Annotated in this window: 15 protein-coding genes; all 15 read right to left on the reverse strand. The window is 61.5% G+C overall.

Translation table 11 applies throughout. The annotated features are described in order from the left end of the window. Positions 1–151: 151 nt before the first annotated feature. The 15 genes from eprS to AC3WL2_RS03010 all read right to left on the reverse strand — a co-directional run bounded on the left by eprS (position 152) and on the right by AC3WL2_RS03010 (position 16597). Positions 152–3151, reverse strand: coding sequence for an autotransporter serine peptidase EprS (gene eprS, locus AC3WL2_RS02940; protein WP_102683392.1), 3000 nt, complete (start codon positions 3149–3151; stop codon positions 152–154). Between the two features lie 262 nt (positions 3152–3413). Next, on the reverse strand, positions 3414–5249 hold the full coding sequence (gene glmS / locus AC3WL2_RS02945; RefSeq protein ID WP_102683391.1) for a glutamine--fructose-6-phosphate transaminase (isomerizing): 1836 nt from the start codon (positions 5247–5249) through the stop codon (positions 3414–3416). A 12-nt stretch (positions 5250–5261) separates the two neighbouring features. Next, positions 5262–6029: a DeoR/GlpR family DNA-binding transcription regulator gene (locus tag AC3WL2_RS02950; RefSeq protein WP_046857650.1), complete on the reverse strand. Its 768-nt coding sequence runs from the start codon at positions 6027–6029 to the stop codon at positions 5262–5264. Positions 6030–6168: 139 nt separating this feature from the next. Next, positions 6169–7536 (reverse strand): bifunctional UDP-N-acetylglucosamine diphosphorylase/glucosamine-1-phosphate N-acetyltransferase GlmU, encoded by a 1368-nt coding sequence (gene glmU, locus AC3WL2_RS02955; protein ID WP_102683390.1) that lies wholly within the window; start codon positions 7534–7536, stop codon positions 6169–6171. Positions 7537–7657: 121 nt separating this feature from the next. After that, positions 7658–8077 carry a F0F1 ATP synthase subunit epsilon gene (locus AC3WL2_RS02960; RefSeq protein ID WP_011536500.1) on the reverse strand — a complete coding sequence of 140 codons (420 nt, stop codon included), beginning with the start codon at positions 8075–8077 and terminating at the stop codon, positions 7658–7660. A 44-nt stretch (positions 8078–8121) separates the two neighbouring features. Continuing rightward, positions 8122–9498 carry a F0F1 ATP synthase subunit beta gene (gene atpD, locus AC3WL2_RS02965; protein ID WP_023628563.1) on the reverse strand — a complete coding sequence of 459 codons (1377 nt, stop codon included), beginning with the start codon at positions 9496–9498 and terminating at the stop codon, positions 8122–8124. A gap of 27 nt (positions 9499–9525) precedes the next feature. After that, entirely contained in the window at positions 9526–10386 is an 861-nt protein-coding gene (atpG, locus tag AC3WL2_RS02970; RefSeq protein WP_102683389.1) for a F0F1 ATP synthase subunit gamma, read from the reverse strand. A 48-nt stretch (positions 10387–10434) separates the two neighbouring features. Further along, positions 10435–11979: a F0F1 ATP synthase subunit alpha gene (atpA, locus tag AC3WL2_RS02975; protein WP_038707082.1), complete on the reverse strand. Its 1545-nt coding sequence runs from the start codon at positions 11977–11979 to the stop codon at positions 10435–10437. 21 nt (positions 11980–12000) lie between these two features. Then, the gene (locus AC3WL2_RS02980; RefSeq protein WP_023628561.1) at positions 12001–12537 is read right to left on the reverse strand and encodes a F0F1 ATP synthase subunit delta; all 537 of its coding nucleotides are present in this window, start codon (positions 12535–12537) and stop codon (positions 12001–12003) included. 12 nt (positions 12538–12549) lie between these two features. Further along, on the reverse strand, positions 12550–13020 hold the full coding sequence (locus tag AC3WL2_RS02985) for a F0F1 ATP synthase subunit B (protein ID WP_102683388.1): 471 nt from the start codon (positions 13018–13020) through the stop codon (positions 12550–12552). Positions 13021–13078: 58 nt separating this feature from the next. Continuing rightward, entirely contained in the window at positions 13079–13336 is a 258-nt protein-coding gene (atpE, locus tag AC3WL2_RS02990; RefSeq protein ID WP_003097235.1) for a F0F1 ATP synthase subunit C, read from the reverse strand. A 144-nt stretch (positions 13337–13480) separates the two neighbouring features. Further along, positions 13481–14350 carry a F0F1 ATP synthase subunit A gene (gene atpB / locus AC3WL2_RS02995; RefSeq protein WP_023628560.1) on the reverse strand — a complete coding sequence of 290 codons (870 nt, stop codon included), beginning with the start codon at positions 14348–14350 and terminating at the stop codon, positions 13481–13483. Positions 14351–14366: 16 nt separating this feature from the next. Further along, positions 14367–14774: a F0F1 ATP synthase subunit I gene (locus tag AC3WL2_RS03000; protein WP_011536507.1), complete on the reverse strand. Its 408-nt coding sequence runs from the start codon at positions 14772–14774 to the stop codon at positions 14367–14369. Between the two features lie 149 nt (positions 14775–14923). Beyond that, complete coding sequence (locus tag AC3WL2_RS03005; RefSeq protein ID WP_023628559.1) at positions 14924–15796, reverse strand: ParB/RepB/Spo0J family partition protein; 873 nt, start codon at positions 15794–15796, stop codon at positions 14924–14926. Between the two features lie 9 nt (positions 15797–15805). Next, positions 15806–16597, reverse strand: a complete 792-nt coding sequence (locus tag AC3WL2_RS03010; RefSeq protein ID WP_023628558.1) for a ParA family protein — start codon at positions 16595–16597, stop codon at positions 15806–15808. Between the last annotated feature and the right edge of the window lie 7 nt (positions 16598–16604).

Here is a 16604-nt window from a genome sequence, read left to right on the forward strand (position 1 = left end):
ACCAATACTCGCCCCAGTGGTGCCAGGGCCCAGCCCTGCCCAAGTGCGCTGTCATCCTGTCTGACTCGCTTCACTACGACCTTCCTTAGTTGTATGGATTGAATACCGCGTTGGTCGAACTCCGTATTGCAACAACTGGCGCCACGACGCCTCAGAAACGCCATTGCAGGTTGAGCCCCGCGCCATGCTGTTGTTCACGACTGGCCAGGCGCCCCTGGTAGTCCAGGCTCAGGTCCAGGTCGCGGGTCAGTCCCACCCGTGCCTGGAGCCCGACCAGCGCGGCATCGCGCAAGGCCGGCGACGTCTCCACCCGGAACGGCAGGTCACTGCCGGCAAAGGCCAGGTGCTCGCGGTCCTGGGTTCCACTCAGCCGGTGCTGCCAGCCCAGGCTCGCCGCCAGCTGCAGGTCCTGCTGCGGGCCCACTTGCCATTGCTGGCGCCCACGCAGGCCCAAGGTGCTTAACCAGGCATCACGCTGCTCGTCGCCCGCCTGCAACGCTGCGGCATCGCCTTTCTCATGGAAGCCATCACGGTCCAGGTGCTGGTAGGTCAGGTTGGCGAACGGCTCCAGTTGCACCGCCGGCAACGCCAAGCGATAGGCCGCCTCGGCAAACAGCTGCTGGCTGCGGGCATCAATCCGCGCGCGCTGGCGGCCGGACACCTCGGCATAGGCCAGGTCGCGGCGAACTTCGGCACGGTGCCAGCTGTAGCTACCGCCCAGGCTCAAGCGCAGCTGGTCGACGTCGTGGCGGACATAGGCGCCCAAGTGGTAGCTGTCGACCGTGGCCCGGGAGTGGCTGCCGCCCATGCCCAGGGAGCTGTCGCTGTAGCCAACGGCCAGGCCGGCGCGGGTCTGCTCGTCGAAGTCCCGGTCCAAGCCCAGCAGCATGCCGCCCAGGGAGCTGGTATAGGACTCGCTGCCCTGCACGCCCTCGATGCGCCCCCAACTGCCCAGGCCTTTGAGCCAGAGCTGGGTCGAGCCTGTCTCGGGCGCCGTCGTCCCAGGCGCATTGGCAGGCAGTGCGGCGCCTTGCACACGCTCGCCCAAGGCGTCACGCAACACCGAGCCCTGGCTGAGCAGCATCGAGTCCAGCGCCGGATAGATCTCCCCGGCGAGCTGGCGCAGGCCGTCCCGGGCCTGGTTCGCCGAGGTCGAGAGCAGCAGGCTTTCATACACCGGGTTGCCCGGCCCCAGGCGCTCCACGGCGGCGCCGCTGGCGAGCTGGTTGGGCGTGGCCGCGACGCTGTCGAACGTTGCGGCGCTGCGCGTCACGTCCAACTGCACGCCGTTGGCGGAATAGTCGAGCACGGTTCCAAGGAACAGGTAGCCGGGCTGGACCTGGGCAAAGCGCCCATCGACGCCGCCTGCTGCCTGCAGGATGTCGAACTGGCGCCCTACCAGGCTGGTGACCGGGCCACCGGCCAGCAGGTTCGGCCGAGCCTGGGGCACCAGGCTGAGGTTGGCGCCACCGACGCTGGCCTGACCATCCACCACGAGTCGATCACTGGCCGTGGGCGACAGCTCCACCTGATAGGTCGAACCCGGCTGCAAGTCCAGGTTGCCGGCGACATTCAAGGTACCGATGGAGTTACCCGGGGCCACCACGCCCCCAGCGTTGGCGATCAGGGCAGCGACCCGGCCATTGCCGCCCACTGTACCGCCAGCATTGACCGTCACCGCTGATTGCAGGCTGCCGTTAACCGCCAGCAACCCGCCATCGACGCGGGTCGGGCCGCGGTAGCTGCTGTCACCCGTGAGCACCAACCAGCCGGCCCCGGACTTGACCAGGCTGCCTTGGTAAACCCGCTGCGCAGCCGCTGCGTCACGGGCCATGCCCAGGGCATAGTCACTGCGGTCCTGCTGGCTGGCGCCCGCTGCCAGGCCATGCTCCCAGCCGCGATCCTTGAGGGTCTGCTGCCAGGCCTGACGTTCCGCGACGTCCTCGGCCTGACGCTGCACCAGCGCCTGGTCGGAGATGCCGTTGCTCCAGCTATCGCCCTGCCCACGCTCCAGGTTGACGTTGAACTCCCCCAACAACTGCCCTGGGCCGTGCAAGGCCCGCCCCAGGTCCGGGACGCCCCAGCCCACCCGCTCGCTGGGTGCCTGGGTCGGCGAGCCGTCGAGCTGGCGCGAAGTGGTCAGCAGCACTTGCAGGGCCTGCTGGTTGTTCAGATAGGGATAACGCTCCATGACCACAGCCAAAGCCCCGGTAGCATGGGGCGCGGCCATCGAAGTACCGTTGTAGGTGGCATAGCCGCCACCGGGCACGGTACTGCTGATTGCCGCCCCCGGAGTCGCCAGGCACCAGTACTTCGCGATGCCGCACTGGTTGTATTTCTGCTGGTTGTTCTTGTCCAGGCCCGATACCGCCAGCCAGTGGCCTTCCAGTTCCGGCTGGAAGTACGGCAGCGCCGAGCGCACGCTGGCATTGGCATAGCCGCTGTTGCCGGCGCTGAACACATTGATCACACCCCGACGCGCCACATCGCCAGCGGCATCGAGCCAGGTGGCCTGCTGGAAATGCTGGGCGTAGGCCGCGCGCAGGTCGCCGAGGGTCTGGTAGCTGACATCCTTGGGCTGGCTGCCCCAGCTGTTGTTGATGGCCCGAGCCCCGGCATCCACCAGGGCGTCGTAGACCGCCTTGAAATACCGCGGATCGGGATCGGTGCCGAACAGGAACTTGTCATTCTTGTTGGTGTTGCCCACGTATACCTGGGCATTGAAGGCCACGCCGTGCATGCCCACGCCATCACGGGCCGCGCCCATGGTGCCGGTGACATGGGTACCATGGCTGTCGTTGGCGCCATTGAGCACCCCGGACACACTGAACGGGGTACCGTCCAGGTACTGGCCGGTGGCAGTGACCGCGTGGAAACGCCCGGGGCTGGCTTCGGGATGGGCGGGATCGAATCCCGAGTCCAGGGCGCCGATGCTGACCCCGGCACCGGTGAACCCGGCGGCATAGGCCTGGCTCGCCTGCATGCGCTCCAGGCCCCAGTCCTGCAGGTATTCGACCGAGCGCCAGCTGGCGGGGTCGCCCAGGCGGCCAGTGTCCTGATAGGCCGCCGCAGCCGACAGTGGCAGGCCGCTGGCAAATGCCAGGCACAGCGTGCCCGTCAGCGTCTTGAGCTGATCACATCTCACATCCATGTCGATGACTTCTCTTGTTCTTGTTGTCGGATCGCCCATCCTGGGTCGACCAGTGTGTCGCTGCATCGCTAGGCCGCAAGGCACGGCTTCATCGAGCAGCAGAAGGATATGACGTTTCTCGATTACGCGATGCACCAGCACTGCATATCGAATATGCGTTTTTACCTGCTCGAACAGGTTGCGAAGGAGACTTTGAGAGGAAGGAAGACAGCATAAAGGGAGGGCGCCTGTGCGGCGCCCTCCCTTTGCAACAGCAGTAGCGTTACTCCACCGTCACTGACTTGGCCAGGTTGCGCGGCTGGTCTACGTCGGTGCCCTTGAGCACGGCGACGTAGTAGGACAGCAGTTGCAGCGGGATGGTGTAGAGGATCGGCGCCAGCGCATCGTTGATGTGCGGCACGTTGATCACGTGGGTGCCTTCGCCATTGCTCATGCCAGCATTCTCGTCGGCGAACACCACCAGCTCGCCACCACGGGCTCGGACTTCCTGCAGGTTCGACTTGAGCTTTTCCAGCAGTTCGTTGTTAGGAGCCACGGTCACCACGGGCATATCGTTGTCCACCAACGCCAGAGGACCATGCTTGAGCTCACCGGCCGGATAGGCTTCGGCGTGGATATAGGAGATTTCCTTGAGCTTGAGCGCGCCTTCCATGGCCACCGGGTACTGGGCACCGCGGCCAAGGAACAGGGTGTGGTGCTTGTCGGCGAACAGCTCGGCGATCTTCTCGACCACGCCATCCATCGCCAGCGCTTCGCTCAGGCGCGCCGGCAGGCGGCGCAACTCGTCCACCAACTCGGCTTCGACACCGGCCTCGAGGGTACCGCGCACCTGGCCGAGGGCCAGGGTCAGCAGCATCAGCGAGACCAGCTGGGTGGTGAAGGCCTTGGTCGAGGCAACGCCGATCTCCGGCCCGGCCAGGGTCAGCAGGGTCAGGTCGGATTCACGCACCAGCGAGCTGATGCCCTTGTTGCAGATGGCCAGGCTGCCGAGGAAACCCAGCTCCTTGGCATAGCGCAAGGCAGCCAAAGTGTCGGCGGTCTCGCCGGATTGCGAGATGGAGACAAACAGCGTGTCCGGCTGCACCACCACCTTGCGATAGCGGAACTCACTGGCAACTTCCACCTGGCAAGGGATGCCGGCCAGGCTTTCGAGCCAGTAACGGGCGACCATGCCGGCGTGGTAGCTGGTACCGCAGGCGACGATCTGCACATTGCGCACTTTGCCGAACAGCTCGGCGGCCTGTGGACCGAAGGCCTGCACCATCACATGGTCATTGCCCAGGCGACCTTCCAGCGTGCGCTGTACCACGCCGGGTTGCTCGTGGATCTCCTTGAGCATGAAGTGGCGGTAGTTGCCCTTCTCGGCGGCTTCCGCACCTTCGTGGTACTGCACCGTCTCCCGCTGGACCGGCTGACCGGCCTGGTCCCAGATCTGCACCTGAGTGCGACGAATCTCGGCGATATCGCCCTCTTCCAGGTACATGAAACGGTCGGTGACCTGGCGCAGGGCCAGTTGATCCGAGGCCAGGAAGTTTTCACCGAGACCCAGGCCGATCACCAGGGGGCTACCACTGCGGGCAGCCACCAGACGGTCAGGCTGGCTGGCGCTGATCACGGCCAGGCCATAGGCGCCATGCAGGCGTTTTACCGCTGCCTTGAGCGCATCGGTGAGGTCGGGGATAGTCTTGAGCAGATGGTGGATGAGGTGCACGATCACCTCGGTGTCGGTCTGCGAGACAAAGGTGTAGCCCAGGCCCTTGAGCTCTTCGCGCAGTTCCTCGTGATTCTCGATGATGCCGTTGTGCACCACCGCCACTTCATGGCCAGAGAAGTGCGGGTGGGCATTGTGCTCGGTCGGCGCGCCATGGGTGGCCCAACGGGTGTGGGCGATGCCCAGTTGGCCAGCCAGCGGGTCGGCGGCAACCGCGCCTTCCAGTTCGCTGACCTTGCCGATGCGGCGGCGACGCTCGAGCGCGCCTTGCTGGGTCAGGACGGCCAGGCCGGCGCTGTCATAACCACGGTACTCCAGACGCTTGAGGCCTTCGATGAGAATGGCTGTGATATTGCGCTCAGCAACGGCACCGACGATTCCACACATAAGATGTTGCTCCTAGCTGATAGCGGCGCAGATAAGGGTGATGCCGCGGGCTTGAATCCGGTCGCGTGCCTCGGCGGGCAGGCGATCGTCAGTAATCAGGGTGTTCACGCTGCCCCAGGGCAGCTCGAGGTTGGGGATCTTGCGGCCGACCTTATCCGACTCGACCATGACGATGACCTCGCGGGCCACTTCGGCCATGACCCGGCTCAATCCCAGCAGTTCGTTGAAGGTGGTTGTGCCACGTTCCAGGTCGATGCCGTCGGCACCGATGAACAGCTGGTCGAAGTCGTATGAGCGTAGTACCTGCTCGGCCACCTGGCCCTGGAAGGACTCCGAGTGCGGGTCCCAGGTACCACCAGTCATCAGCAGCACAGGTTCATGCTCTTGTTCGCTGATAGCCCGGGCCACATTGAGCGAGTTGGTCATCACCACCAGGCCTGGCTGGCGCCCGAGCTGCGGGATCATCGCCGCCGTGGTACTGCCGCTGTCGATGATGATGCGCGCATGTTCACGGATGCGTTCCACCGCCGCACGAGCGATGGCCTGCTTGTAGAGGGACACCGGCTGAACCGTGTCGCCCAGCAGCTCCTGAGGCATCGTCACCGCGCCGCCATAGCGGCGCAGCAGCAGGCCGTTGGCCTCCAAGGCGTGCAGATCCTTGCGGATGGTCACTTCGGAGGTTTCGAAACGCTTGGCCAAAGCGTCGACACTGACCTCGCCCTGCTCGTTGAGCAAGGCCAGGATGTTGTGGCGACGTTGGGGAGTATTTCGTTTCGACATTTCGGTTAAGTTTCGATTCGAAAGATAAGTGTTGCAATCAAAACCTAAGTCAAACGATTCGTCAAGTCAGCAGGACCGGAAAATAAAAAGGCCGACTTATTCACATAAGTCGGCCTGTGCAAAACGCGCTGTGGATAACTCAGCTCTGCTTGATTTTCTCCGGCCGCTTCCAGCCTTCGATATTGCGCTGGCGCGCACGTGCCACGCCCAACTGTCCGGCTTCAACCTTCTGGGTGATGGTCGAGCCCGCTGCGGTAGTGGCCCCGGCCTGGATTTCCACAGGGGCCACCAGCGAATTGTTGGAGCCGATGAACACGTCCTCACCCATCACCGTGCGGAACTTGTTGGCACCGTCATAGTTGCAGGTGATGGTGCCAGCGCCGATGTTGGTGCGGGCGCCGATCTCGGCGTCGCCCAGGTAGGTCAGGTGGCCGGCCTTGGCGCCCTCGCCCAGGTGCGCATTCTTCAGCTCGACGAAGTTACCCACATGTGCCTTGGCCTCCAGCACGCTGCCTGGGCGCAAGCGGGCGAACGGGCCGGCATCGCTGCCCTCGCCCATCACCGCGCCTTCGATATGACTGTTGGCCTTGATGATCACGCCTTTGCGCAGTGTGCTGTCCTTGATCACGCAGTTCGGGCCGATCTGCACGTCGTCCTCGATGACTACCTTGCCTTCGAGAATGACGTTGATATCGATCAGTACATCCCGGCCGACGGTCACCTCACCGCGCACATCGAAGCGCGCCGGATCGCGCAGGGTGACGCCCTGGGCCATCAGGCGACGGCCTTCGCGCAGCTGGTAGTGACGCTCGAGTTCCGAAAGCTGGCGGCGGTCGTTGGCGCCTTGCACTTCCATCGGGTCGTGGGGCTGCTCGGTGGCGACCACCAAGCCATCGTCCACGGCCATGGCAATCACGTCGGTGAGGTAGTACTCGCCCTGGGCATTGTTGTTGGACAGGCGTCCCATCCAGTCGGCCAAGCGCGCGGCCGGCATGGCGAGGATACCGGTGTTGCCTTCCTTGATCGCCTTCTGCGCTTCGCTGGCGTCCTTGTGCTCGACGATCGCCGCCACCTTGCCCGCGGCGTCACGCACAATGCGGCCATAGCCGGTCGGGTCCTGCAAGGTCACCGTGAGCAGCCCGAGCTGTTGCTCGCTGACTTTGGCCAGCAGGCGCTGCAAGGTTTCCACCTCGATCAGCGGCACATCGCCGTAGAGCACCAGCACGGTGTCGGCAGTGATCGCCGGCAGCGCCTGGGCCACCGCATGGCCGGTGCCCAATTGCTTGTCCTGCAGGACGAAATTCAGATCGTCCGCTGCAAGGCGTTCGCGCACCAACTCCGCGCCATGGCCGATAACCACGTGAATACCCTTGGGCTGCAACTGGCGTGCGCTGTGGATAACGTGGCCGAGCATGGAGTTGCCGGCGACCGGGTGCAGTACCTTGGGCAGCGCGGAGCGCATGCGGGTGCCTTGGCCTGCGGCGAGAATGACGATATCAAGGGACATTGACTGGCTACCAATCCTAAGCGGTCAGGGACGTGACCAAAGGGGAAATTCAGAAAAGAAAAAGGGTAGCCGAGGCTACCCTTTAACTCAATCGCATTGGAAGTGACCGGCCAAGGCCAGGTTACTTGCCCTTGCGCAATTGCTGGACAGTACGCAGCTGAGCTGCAGCTTCGGCCAGACGTGCGGCAGCAGCACCGTAGTCGAAGTCCGAGCTTTTCGCGTTCAGCGCGTTCTCAGCAGCCTTGAGGGCTTCCTGAGCCTGAGCTTCGTCCAGGTCGGCAGCGCGCTGCACGGTGTCGGCAAGAACCTTGACCATGTTCGGCTGCACTTCGAGGAAGCCACCGGAGATGTAGAACACCTCACGATCGCCACCTTGCTTGGTCAGCGTGATCGGACCAGGCTTGAGATTGGTGATCAGCGGCGCGTGGCCTGGAGCGATACCCAGATCGCCCAGGTTGCCGTGCGCTACTACCATCTCGACCAGGCCGGAGAAGATCTCTCCTTCCGCGCTGACGATATCGCAATGGACTGTCATAGCCATCTGCTTGCCTCAACCTGATTAGCGCCCCTTGCGGGGCGCCGGGATTACAGTTTCTTGGCTTTCTCGATCGCTTCGTCGATGCTGCCGACCATGTAGAACGCTTGTTCTGGCAGGTGGTCGTAGTCACCTTTGAGGATGCCGCTGAAGCCAGCGATGGTGTCCTTGAGCGAAACGTACTTGCCTGGCGAGCCGGTGAAGACTTCGGCCACGAAGAACGGCTGCGACAGGAAGCGCTGGATCTTACGAGCGCGGGCAACCAGTTGCTTGTCGGCTTCGGACAGTTCGTCCATACCCAGGATCGCGATGATGTCCTTCAGCTCTTTGTAGCGCTGCAGAACATACTGAACGCCACGAGCGGTGTCGTAGTGCTCGGTGCCGATCACGTTCGGGTCCAGCTGGCGCGAAGTCGAGTCCAGTGGGTCGACCGCTGGGTAGATACCCAGGGAAGCGATGTCACGGGACAGAACGACGGTGGCGTCCAAGTGGGCGAAGGTGGTCGCTGGCGACGGGTCGGTCAGGTCGTCCGCAGGTACGTATACGGCCTGGACGGAGGTGATCGAACCTTCCTTGGTCGAAGTGATACGCTCTTGCAGAACGCCCATCTCTTCGGCCAGGGTCGGCTGGTAACCTACTGCCGAAGGCATACGGCCCAGCAGTGCGGATACTTCGGTACCGGCCAGGGTGTAACGATAGATGTTGTCGACGAACAGCAGAACGTCGTTACCTTCGTCACGGAACTTCTCAGCCATGGTCAGGCCGGTCAGCGCTACGCGCAGACGGTTTCCTGGTGGCTCGTTCATCTGACCGTAGACCAGCGCTACCTTGTCGAGAACGTTGGAGTCCTTCATCTCGTGGTAGAAGTCGTTACCCTCACGAGTACGCTCACCCACACCAGCGAACACGGAGTAACCGCTGTGTTCCATGGCGATGTTACGGATCAGTTCCATCATGTTCACGGTCTTGCCGACGCCGGCACCACCGAACAGACCAACCTTACCACCCTTGGCGAACGGGCAGACCAGGTCGATAACCTTGATGCCGGTTTCCAGCAGGTCGTTGCCGCCTGCCTGGTCAGCGAACGAAGGCGCTGGCTGGTGGATACCGCGACGCTCTTCTTCGCCGATCGGGCCGGCTTCGTCGATCGGGTTGCCCAGGACGTCCATGATACGGCCCAGGGTTGCCTTGCCGACGGGTACCGAGATGGCAGCCTTGGTGTCGACGACATCCAGACCGCGCTTCAGACCTTCGGTCGAGCCCATCGCAATGGTACGAACCACGCCGTCGCCCAGCTGCTGCTGAACTTCCAGGGTGGTTTCCGCGCCTTGTACTTTCAGCGCGTTGTAAACACTCGGCACGGCATCACGTGGGAATTCCACGTCGATGACGGCGCCGATGATTTGCACGATACGTCCGCTACTCATAGCTGGATCCTCTGAATTTTTGAACCGTTAAACCGCGGCAGCGCCGCCGACGATTTCCGAGATCTCCTGGGTGATCGCAGCCTGACGCGCCTTGTTGTAGATCAACTGAAGCTCTTTGATCAAATCACCGGCGTTGTCTGTGGCGTTCTTCATGGCGATCATCCGGGCCGCTTGTTCAGCAGCGTTGTTCTCGACCACCGCCTGGTACACCTGCGACTCCACGTAACGCACCATCAAGCCGTCCAGCAGCTCTTTTGCGTCGGGTTCGTACAGGTAGTCCCAGTGGTGCTTGAGTTCCTGATCCGGGGTTGCCACCAACGGTACCAACTGCTCGACCGTCGGTTTTTGGGTCATGGTGTTGATGAACTTGTTCGAAACCACCGAGAGGCGATCGATACGGCCGTCGAGGTAGGCGTCCAGCATCACTTTGACGGAGCCGATCAGATCGTTGATCGATGGCTCTTCGCCCAGGTGGCTGATCGCGGCTACGACGTTGCCGCCAAAGATGCGGAAGAAAGTCGCACCCTTGCTGCCGATCACGCACAGGTCGATTTCAACGCCCTGTTCGCGGTTTTCGCTCATGTCCTTGACCAGGGCCTTGAACAGGTTGGTGTTCAAGCCACCGCACAGACCACGGTCACTGCTCACCACGATATAACCAGCGCGCTTTACAGGGCGCTCGATCATGAACGGGTGGCGGTATTCCGGGTTGGCGTTGGCCAGATGACCGATCACCTGGCGGATACGCTCCGCGTAAGGACGGCTAGCAGCCATGCGCATTTGTGCCTTGCGCATCTTGCTGACCGCCACTTTCTCCATGGCGCTGGTAATTTTTTGCGTGCTTTTGATGCTCGCAATCTTACTGCGAATCTCTTTTGCGCCTGCCATGTATCACCTATCAGGTTAGCAAGCGGGGGCCGGAGCCCCCGCTGCGGCTTACCAGGTCTGGGTGGCCTTGAACTTCTCGATACCGGCTTTCATGCCAGCGTCGATTTCGTCGTTGAAGTCACCCTTCACGTTGATCTTGGCCATCAGTTCGGCGTGATCACGGTTGAAGTAGGCAATCAGAGCTTGCTCGAAGCTGCCAACCTTGGAGACTTCTACGTCGGTCAGGAAACCACGCTCAGCGGCGTACAGCGACAGGGCCATGTCGGCGATCGACATTGGCGCGTACTGCTTCTGCTTCATCAGCTCGGTAACGCGCTGACCATGCTCCAGCTGCTTGCGGGTAGCCTCGTCCAGGTCCGAAGCAAACTGGGCGAAGGCCGCCAGTTCACGGTACTGGGCCAGGGCGGTACGGATACCACCGGACAGCTTCTTGATGATCTTGGTCTGGGCGGCACCACCAACACGGGATACCGACACACCGGCGTTAACGGCAGGACGGATACCTGCGTTGAACATGGCCGATTCCAGGAAGATCTGACCGTCGGTGATCGAGATCACGTTGGTCGGAACGAACGCGGAAACGTCGCCAGCCTGGGTTTCGATGATCGGCAGAGCGGTCAGCGAGCCAGTCTTGCCAGTTACGGCACCGTTGGTGAACTTCTCGACGTACTCTTCGGAAACGCGCGATGCACGCTCCAGCAGACGGGAGTGGAGATAGAACACGTCGCCTGGGTACGCTTCACGTCCTGGTGGACGGCGCAGCAGCAGGGAGATCTGACGGTAGGCAACGGCCTGCTTGGACAGGTCATCGTAAACGATCAGGGCGTCTTCACCGCGGTCACGGAAGAACTCGCCCATGGTGCAGCCGGCATAAGGCGCCAGGAACTGCAGTGCGGCGGATTCCGAAGCACTGGCAACAACCACGATGGTGTTGGCCAGGGCGCCGGCTTCTTCCAGCTTGCGAACGATGTTGGCAACGGTGGAACGCTTCTGGCCGACTGCAACATAAACGCAGAAAATACCGGAGTCTTTCTGGTTGATGATGGCGTCGATGGCCATGGCGGTCTTGCCGATCTGACGGTCACCGATGATCAGCTCACGCTGGCCACGGCCAACAGGGATCATAGCGTCGACGGACTTGTAGCCAGTCTGTACAGGCTGGTCTACCGACTTACGCCAGATCACGCCTGGAGCTACTTTCTCGACCGCGTCGGTCTGGGTGTTGCCCAGAGGACCTTTGCCGTCGATCGGGTTACCCAGTGCGTCGACGACGCGACCCAGCAGTTCCTTACCAACCGGAACTTCCAGGATGCGGCCGGTGCACTTGGCGCTCATGCCTTCGGCGAGGGTGTCATAGGCACCCAGGATCACTGCACCTACGGAGTCTTGCTCCAGGTTCAGGGCCATGCCGAATACGCTGCCAGGGAACTCGATCATTTCGCCGTACATGACGTCGGCCAGACCGTGGATCCGCACGATGCCGTCGGAAACCGAAACGACGGTACCTTCGTTACGGGCTTGGGAGCCGACATCGAGGTTGTCGATGCGGCCCTTGATGATTTCACTAATTTCGGAAGGATTGAGTTGCTGCATTGCTCTGCTGCCCCTTCAAACTCAAGATTTCAAGGCTTCGGCCAGTTTCGCGATTTTCCCGCGAACCGAACCGTCGATTACCAGGTCGCCAGCGCGGATGACGACGCCGCCGATCAGGCTGGCATCCTCCGACGCGTGCAGGCGCACTTCCTGGCCTAACCGTGCACTGAGAACCTTGGCGAGTTTGTCTTGCTGTTCTTGGTTCAACGCAAAAGCACTGGTGACTTCCACGTCCACGGATTTCTCTTGCTCGGCCTTGTACAGGTCGAACAGAGTCGAAATCTCCGGCAGAAGCAGGAGACGTTCGTTTTCCGCGGCAACATGAATGAAATTCTGTGCCTTGGCGTCAAACTTGTCACCGCACACTTCAATGAATGCGGCGGCCTTTTCTGCGCTAGTCAGTTGCGGGGCCTTGAGCAGGCGCTGCATGGTGTCGTCTTGCGACACCGCAGCAGCCAGGCCGAGCATGGCTGACCAATTGGCCAGTTGCTGATGGGCCTGGGCATGCTCGAAGGCAGCCTTAGCGTAAGGTCGGGCCAACGTGGTCAGTTCTGCCATGATCGCCCTCGCTTAAATTTCAGCGGCCAGTTTGTTAACCAGCTCCGCATGCGCGTTTTGATCGATTGTGGCGCCAAGGATCTTTTCAGCACCGCCAACAGCCAGGGCACCCACTTGGGCACGCAGGGCGTCTTTGACGCTGTTCAGTTCCTGTTCGATCTCGGCTTGAGCCTGAGCCTTCACACGGTCAGCTTCGACGCGGGCCTGTTCACGGGCTTCCTCGACAAGCTGAGCAGCGCGTTTCTTGCTTTGCTCAATGATTTCGGCTGCCTGTGCCTTCGCTTCACGCAGTTGCTGACCCACTTTCTCTTGGGCCAGCTCCAGGTCGCGAGCAGCGCGATTGGCAGCGTCCAGGCCGTCAGCAATCTTCTTCTGGCGCTCTTGCAGAGCAGTGATGACCGGAGGCCATACGTACTTCATGCAGAAGAGCACAAAAATCAGGAAAGCAACGGATTGGCCAATCAGGGTTGCATTAATGTTCACGCCAACACCTCGCTCGGTCTTTGTTCATCACAGCCTTTCACTCGTTGGAAACGAGTGATTAGCCGGCGATCTGACCAACGAAGGGGTTTGCGAAGGTGAAGAACAGAGCGATACCAACACCGATCATGGTGACGGCGTCGAGCAGACCGGCAACGATGAACATCTTGACCTGCAGCATTGGAACCATTTCTGGCTGGCGAGCAGCGCCTTCCAGGAACTTGCCGCCCAGCAGGCCGAAACCAATGGCGGTACCCAGAGCACCCAGGCCGATCAGCAGAGCAACAGCGATAGCGGTCAGACCAACTACAGTTTCCATCTTTCCTCCCGACTTTTACGTCGTATTGGTTAGGTTTTTAGTTTGAAGCGGTAAAACAAATCGTTTGATACAGCATGCCCTTGCGGACTTTTTAAGCCCTCCCCCCAGACGGGCGGGGAAGGCTATCAGACACGCCAGGCGGTCTTAATGGTTATCTTCGTGAGCCATCGACAGGTAGACGATGGTCAGCATCATGAAGATGAAAGCTTGCAGGGTGATGATCAGGATGTGGAACACCGCCCACGCCCACTGCAGCACCACACCCAGGCCGCTGAGCCAGAGGATGCCGGCGCCGAACATCACCGCGATCAGGATGAACACCAGCTCGCCGGCGTACATGTTGCCGAACAGACGCAGTGCCAACGAAATCGGCTTGGCGATCAGGGTGACGAACTCGAGCAGGAAGTTCACCGGGATCAGCAGGATCTGCACGAAGATGTTCTTGCTACCGAACGGGTGCAGGGTGAGCTCGCCGATGAAGCCGCCGATGCCCTTGACCTTGATGCTGTAGAAGATGATCAGCGCGAACACGCTCAGGGCCATGCCCAGGGTGGCGTTCGGGTCGGTGGTCGACACCGCGCGGAACGGAATGTGCGGATCACCGGAGATCAGGATGGCCAGCTGAGGAATCCAGTCGACCGGTACCAGGTCGATGGCGTTCATCAGGAATACCCAGACGAAGATGGTCAGCGCCAGCGGGGCGATCACCGGGCTGCGGCCGTGGAAGGAATCCTTCACGCTGCCGTGGACGAAGTCCACCAGCACTTCGACGAAGTTCTGCAGGGCGCCAGGCTGGCCGGAAGTGGCCTTTTTAGCCGCCATGCGGAATATGAACAGGAAGATCAGACCCAGCGCAACGGACCAACCCAGGGTGTCCAGGTGGAACGCCCAGAAGCCCATTGCCTTGGCTTCTGCAGCCGAATGGGCCAAGCCCCAGCTGCCGTCTGGTAGTTGACCGTAGGTCAGGTTCTGCAAGTGGTGCTGGATATAGCCCGAAGCGGTTTCTGCTGCCATGGTTGCCTCAAACGCCCTAAGGTCTCGAAAGTCTTTTATTCATCAGCAGGGGCGCGAACCAGCTGACCAAAAGGGTCAGCACGAAGACGCCGAATACTGCCAACGGCGCCAATGGCTTCACTCCTGCAAAGGTCAGTGCAAACAGCACTGCCGTCAAAATCATCTTGCCTGCCTCGCCCGCGTAAAACGACTTGACGATGGCCTGCGCCGCCCGGGCTCCGCTGAAGCGAAAAGCCTTCCAGGCGAAATACACATTGGGCAGCCAGGCAATCAAACCTCCGCAAAGGCCTGAATATCCACTGACTACCCCTTTCCACTGCCACAACACCAGCGTTGCCAGCAGCAGTACGACAAATTGAGCCAGCAGTACCGGAAAAACCGCCCAGCGATGGAAAGGCAGGCGGTTTGGCGTGCGGATTTCCATCACAACTGCTCCTCGAAAGTCGACCGCCTCGTCAACAATGACTTGGCATAATTTGTGCCGACAAAATGCGCGCAGAGTATAGGGGTGGATTAACCCCTATTCAACTCTTGGGTAGTGATTTCCGACTGCGCGCTACAACAGGAATTGTTTCAGCGGATGTGAGCAAGCACGCCTTGCAACTCGTCAAGGGAGTTGTAGCGAATAACCAACTGGCCTTTGCCCTTGTTGCCATGGCGAATTTGTACCGCCGAGCCCAGGCGCTCTGCCAGACGCTGTTCAAGACGCGTGATATCCGGATCAGGTTTGCTCGCCTCGACCGGCTCAGGTTTGCCACTGAGCCACTGACGCACCAGTGCCTCGGTCTGGCGCACGGTGAGGCCGCGTGCGACAACATGACGCGCCCCTTCTTCCTGCCGATCTTCCTCGAGGCCGAGCAAGGCGCGGGCGTGGCCCATCTCCAGGTCGCCATGGGCGAGCATGGTCTTGATCGCCTCGGGCAGCGAGATCAGCCGCAACAAGTTGGCCACGGTGACCCGCGACTTGCCGACGGCATCGGCCACCTGCTGCTGGGTCAGTTCGAATTCCTGTTGCAGACGCTGCAGGGCGAGCGCCTCTTCCAGCGGGTTGAGGTCCTCGCGCTGGATGTTCTCGATCAGCGCCATGGCAATGGCGGCTTCGTCGGGTACTTCGCGGACCATGGCCGGAACGGTATCCAGGCCAGCCTGCTGGGTGGCGCGCCAGCGGCGCTCACCGGCGATGATCTCGTAGCGGTTGTCACCGATCGGGCGAACCACGATCGGCTGCATGACGCCATGGGTGCGGATCGAGTGCGCCAGTTCTTCCAGCGCCTCGGGATCCATGTCGCGACGCGGCTGGTACTTGCCGCGCTGGATCAGCTCGACCGGCAGGTGTTGCAGTTCCTTCTGGTCGATCTTGACAGCCTGCGCTTCGAGCGCGCTGACGGAAGGACCACTGAGCAGTGCATCCAACCCACGTCCGAGACCGCGTTTCTTGATGGCCATGCGGATTCCTTAAGTTGTTTGTGCAATGCGTGAGGGACGACGCTGCCGACGGACCAGTTCCCCGGCCAGCGCCAGATAGGCGAGCGCGCCACGGGATTGCTTGTCGTAGGCCAGTGCCGGCATGCCGAAGCTCGGCGCCTCCGCCAGGCGGATGTTGCGCGGGATCACCGTATCGTACAGCTGCTCGCCAAAATGCTCCTTGAGCTGCGCCGAAACATCGTTGTTCAGGCTCAGACGCGGGTCGTACATGGTCCGCAGCAGGCCTTCGATCTTCAGCTCCGGGTTCAACCGGGCGGCGATGCGCTTGATGTTATCCACAAGGTCGCTCAACCCTTCCAGCGCGTAGTACTCGCACTGCATGGGGATGATCACGCCATCGGAGGCGACCAGCGCATTGAGCGTCAGCATCGACAGCGACGGCGGGCAGTCGATGAGGATGTAGTCGTAGTTCTCGCGGATCGGCGCCAACGCGTTGCGCAGACGGCTCTCCTTCATCTGCATTTCCAGCAGCACCACTTCGGCGGCGGTCAGGTCGCGGTTGGCCGGCAACAGCTGGTAACCACCGTGTTCGGAGTAGTGCATGGCCTGGGCCAGGTCGCATTCCCCGATCAGCAGGTCGTACACCGAATGCTCGAGCTCGTGCTTATCCACACCGCTGCCCATGGTGGCGTTGCCCTGTGGATCGAGGTCGATCAGCAGCACGCGACGCTTGGTCGCGGCCAGCGATGCGGCGAGATTGATGCAGGTGGTGGTCTTGCCCACACCACCCTTCTGGTTCGCGATTGCGAATACCTTAGCCATTGTTGCT

The sequence above is a fragment of the Pseudomonas sp. FW305-96 genome (assembly GCF_058783825.1).

Bases quoted from the DNA above. Each gene is read 5' to 3' on its own strand.
- eprS (WP_102683392.1), bottom strand. From the start codon at position 3,151: ATGGATGTGAGATGTGATCAGCTCAAGACGCTGACGGGCACGCTGTGC.
- glmS (WP_102683391.1), bottom strand. From the start codon at position 5,249: ATGTGTGGAATCGTCGGTGCCGTTGCTGAGCGCAATATCACAGCCATT.
- AC3WL2_RS02950 (WP_046857650.1), bottom strand. From the start codon at position 6,029: ATGTCGAAACGAAATACTCCCCAACGTCGCCACAACATCCTGGCCTTG.
- glmU (WP_102683390.1), bottom strand. From the start codon at position 7,536: ATGTCCCTTGATATCGTCATTCTCGCCGCAGGCCAAGGCACCCGCATG.
- AC3WL2_RS02960 (WP_011536500.1), bottom strand. From the start codon at position 8,077: ATGGCTATGACAGTCCATTGCGATATCGTCAGCGCGGAAGGAGAGATC.
- atpD (WP_023628563.1), bottom strand. From the start codon at position 9,498: ATGAGTAGCGGACGTATCGTGCAAATCATCGGCGCCGTCATCGACGTG.
- atpG (WP_102683389.1), bottom strand. From the start codon at position 10,386: ATGGCAGGCGCAAAAGAGATTCGCAGTAAGATTGCGAGCATCAAAAGC.
- atpA (WP_038707082.1), bottom strand. From the start codon at position 11,979: ATGCAGCAACTCAATCCTTCCGAAATTAGTGAAATCATCAAGGGCCGC.
- AC3WL2_RS02980 (WP_023628561.1), bottom strand. From the start codon at position 12,537: ATGGCAGAACTGACCACGTTGGCCCGACCTTACGCTAAGGCTGCCTTC.
- atpE (WP_003097235.1), bottom strand. From the start codon at position 13,336: ATGGAAACTGTAGTTGGTCTGACCGCTATCGCTGTTGCTCTGCTGATC.
- atpB (WP_023628560.1), bottom strand. From the start codon at position 14,350: ATGGCAGCAGAAACCGCTTCGGGCTATATCCAGCACCACTTGCAGAAC.
- AC3WL2_RS03000 (WP_011536507.1), bottom strand. From the start codon at position 14,774: ATGGAAATCCGCACGCCAAACCGCCTGCCTTTCCATCGCTGGGCGGTT.
- AC3WL2_RS03005 (WP_023628559.1), bottom strand. From the start codon at position 15,796: ATGGCCATCAAGAAACGCGGTCTCGGACGTGGGTTGGATGCACTGCTC.
- AC3WL2_RS03010 (WP_023628558.1), bottom strand. From the start codon at position 16,597: ATGGCTAAGGTATTCGCAATCGCGAACCAGAAGGGTGGTGTGGGCAAG.